We start from the raw sequence: 2,639 nt of genomic DNA, 5'->3' as shown, positions 1-2,639 counted from the left end.
TGCATATTCCGGCCCATCGTGACCGCCCATTCCGTTTGAACGTGACCGCCTGTTCCGGGTGATCGTGACCACTCATTCCGTTTTATCGTGACCGATTTCGGGTCGTTTTCCGGAATCGCCGGTCACGATGCCGGAATCATCGGTCACGTTCCTCCGGAATCCCTGCCAACGCGCTGGAATTCTTCAACTTTATCCGGCATACCCCTTCCTTTTCATCACGAGGAAGGGCGGATGCCGGCAGCGAGGATTTCCATGCGACAAATCATCGAGGTCTTGCGCCTCAAGTACGAAGCGGGCCTGAGCCATGAGCGCATTGCCCGCGCCTGTGGCCTTTCCAAGGGTGTCGTCGGCAAGTACGTCAGTCTGGCCACGGCTCAAGGCATCACCTGGCCATTGCCGGAAGGCACGGACGAAGCACGGCTGGAAGCCCAGCTGTTCCCGGCCAAGACGCCGCCTTCACGCTTTGCCGAGCCCGACTACTTCCAGGTCCATCAGGAGCTGAAGACCAAGGGCGTCACCCTGCAACTGCTGTGGGCCGAGTACGTGGAGCGCCACGGCGATAAGGCCCGCCGGTACAGCCAGTTCTGCCACCACTACCGGCTCTGGCGCGGCCGGCAGCGGCGCAGCATGCGCCAGGTCCATCGGGCCGGTGAGAAGATCTTTATCGACTACTGCGGGCCCACGGTTCCGGTGGTGGATCGCAGCACCGGCGAGATGCGCAAGGCCCAGGTCTTTGTGGCCGTGCTGGGCGCGTCCAGTTATACCTTCGCCGAGGCCACCTGGAGCCAGTCCCTGCCGGACTGGATCGCCTCTCACCAGCGGATGCTGGCGTTCTACGGTGGCGTACCGGAACTACTGGTTCCGGACAACCTCAAGGCAGCGGTCACCAGAGCAGACCGATACACGCCCCAGATCAACGAGACCTATGCGGAACTGGCCGCCCATTACCAGATGGCGGTGTTGCCAGCACGCCCCTACAAGCCCAAGGACAAGGCAAAAGCGGAAGCCGGCGTGTTGCTGGTTGAACGCTGGATCCTGGCCCGGTTACGACATCAGACGTTCTTCTCCCTGGCCGAGCTAAATGCAGCCATCACCGGGCTGTTACCGGCCCTAAACAGGCGCCCGTTCCAGGGGCGCTCCGAGAGCCGCCAAAGCCTGTTCGAGGCACTGGACCGACCCGCGCTCAGGCCGCTCCCCGCAACGCCCTACGTCTACGCCGAGTGGCGAAAGGCACGACCGGGCATCGACTACCACATCGAGATCGACAAACGGCTGTACAGCGTGCCTCACGCACTCGTGGGCGTGAAGCTGGATGTTCGGGTGACCGATACGTCCGTGGAGGTGATGCACAAGGGCCAGCGGGTCGCCCTTCATTCCCGTCACGGCAAGGGCCGCTTCGTCACCCTGACCTAGCATATGCCCAAGTCCCATCAGGCCCACCAGAACTGGTCACCGGGCCGCTTCCTGAACTGGGCCACGGACATCGGCCCCGCCACGCTCGACGTGGTGCAGCGCCAGCTCAAGGATCGTCCTCATCCCGAACATGGCTACCGAGCATGCCTGGGTCTGCTGAACCTCAGTCGCCGCTACAGCCGTGACCGCCTGGAGCAGGCTTGTAGCCGAGCACTGGCCATCAACTCGGCCAGCTACCAGAGCATCACCTCGATCCTGAAGCAGGGTCTGGATCAGTTGCCTCTGCCACTGACCGAGGAAGAACCGGAACTGGCCGATCTGCCCGTTCACACCAACGTTCGCGGCCCCCGCTACTACCACTGATCCCGGAGACACTGATGTTGACTCAAAACACCCTCGATACCCTGCGCCAGCTCAAGCTGACCGGCATGTGCGATGCCCTGGAACAACAACGGGCACAGCCCGACACCCACGACCTGGCGTTCGAGGAACGCCTGGCCTTGCTGATCGACCGGGAGGTGCTACATCGTGAAAATCGCCGTCTGGATCGGCTGCTGAAGGCGGCCCGGTTGCGGGTCCCTGCCTGCGTGGAAGACGTCGATTACCGCCACCCGAGAGGGCTGGAGCGCTCCCGTATGGCGGGGCTGGCCAGCTGTGACTGGATCCGCCAATCCCTGAACCTGTGCATCACCGGCCCGACCGGTTGCGGCAAGACCTGGCTGGCCTGCGCCCTGGGCAACCAGGCCTGCCGGCAAGGGCTCTCGGTTCGCTACTTGCGCGTGCCGCGCCTGTTCGAGCAGGTGCGCATCGCCCACGGCGATGGCAGCTACGCACGGTTGATGAACCAGTTGCTGAAGACCGACCTGCTGATCCTGGACGACTGGGGCATGCAGAAGGTCACGGCACAACAACGACAGGACCTGATGGAGGTGATCGAAGACCGGCACGGGCGAGGCTCAACGCTCATCGCCAGCCAGCTACCCACGGAACACTGGCATGACTACATCGGCTCCGCCACGCTGGCCGATGCCATCCTGGACCGACTCCTGCACGGCGCTCACCGACTCAATCTGAAGGGGGAATCACTGCGAAAAGCGAAAGCACAAAATACGGAATCGGTTGACCCATCGTGACCGCTCAGAGTACAAAACTGACTCCAGCGTGATGGCCGTGTGCAAATCGGTCACGATCCCCGGAATGACCGGTCACGTTCGCCGGAATACGCA

Annotated in this window: 1 protein-coding gene and 1 pseudogene; both read left to right on the top strand. The window is 62.8% G+C overall.

Annotated elements, in window-relative coordinates; translation table 11 throughout:
* The first annotated feature begins 231 nt into the window (after positions 1 to 231).
* Positions 232 to 1,776 (top strand): annotated as a pseudogene (gene istA, locus Q675_RS27375) (IS21 family transposase).
* A 14-nt stretch (positions 1,777 to 1,790) separates the two neighbouring features.
* Positions 1,791 to 2,546 carry an IS21-like element helper ATPase IstB gene (istB, locus tag Q675_RS27370; RefSeq protein ID WP_011783959.1) on the top strand — a complete coding sequence of 252 codons (756 nt, stop codon included), beginning with the start codon at positions 1,791 to 1,793 and terminating at the stop codon, positions 2,544 to 2,546.
* Positions 2,547 to 2,639: the final 93 nt, after the last annotated feature.

It is taken from the genome of Marinobacter sp. EN3 (assembly GCF_000475315.1).
Classification (GTDB): domain Bacteria; phylum Pseudomonadota; class Gammaproteobacteria; order Pseudomonadales; family Oleiphilaceae; genus Marinobacter; species Marinobacter nauticus.
Note: the sequence above shows the minus strand (reverse complement) of the source record. Positions and strands in the feature narration are given on the sequence as shown.

Excerpts from the sequence above, each read along its gene's own strand:
- istB (WP_011783959.1), top strand. The coding sequence starts at position 1,791 with ATGTTGACTCAAAACACCCTCGATACCCTGCGCCAGCTCAAGCTGACC.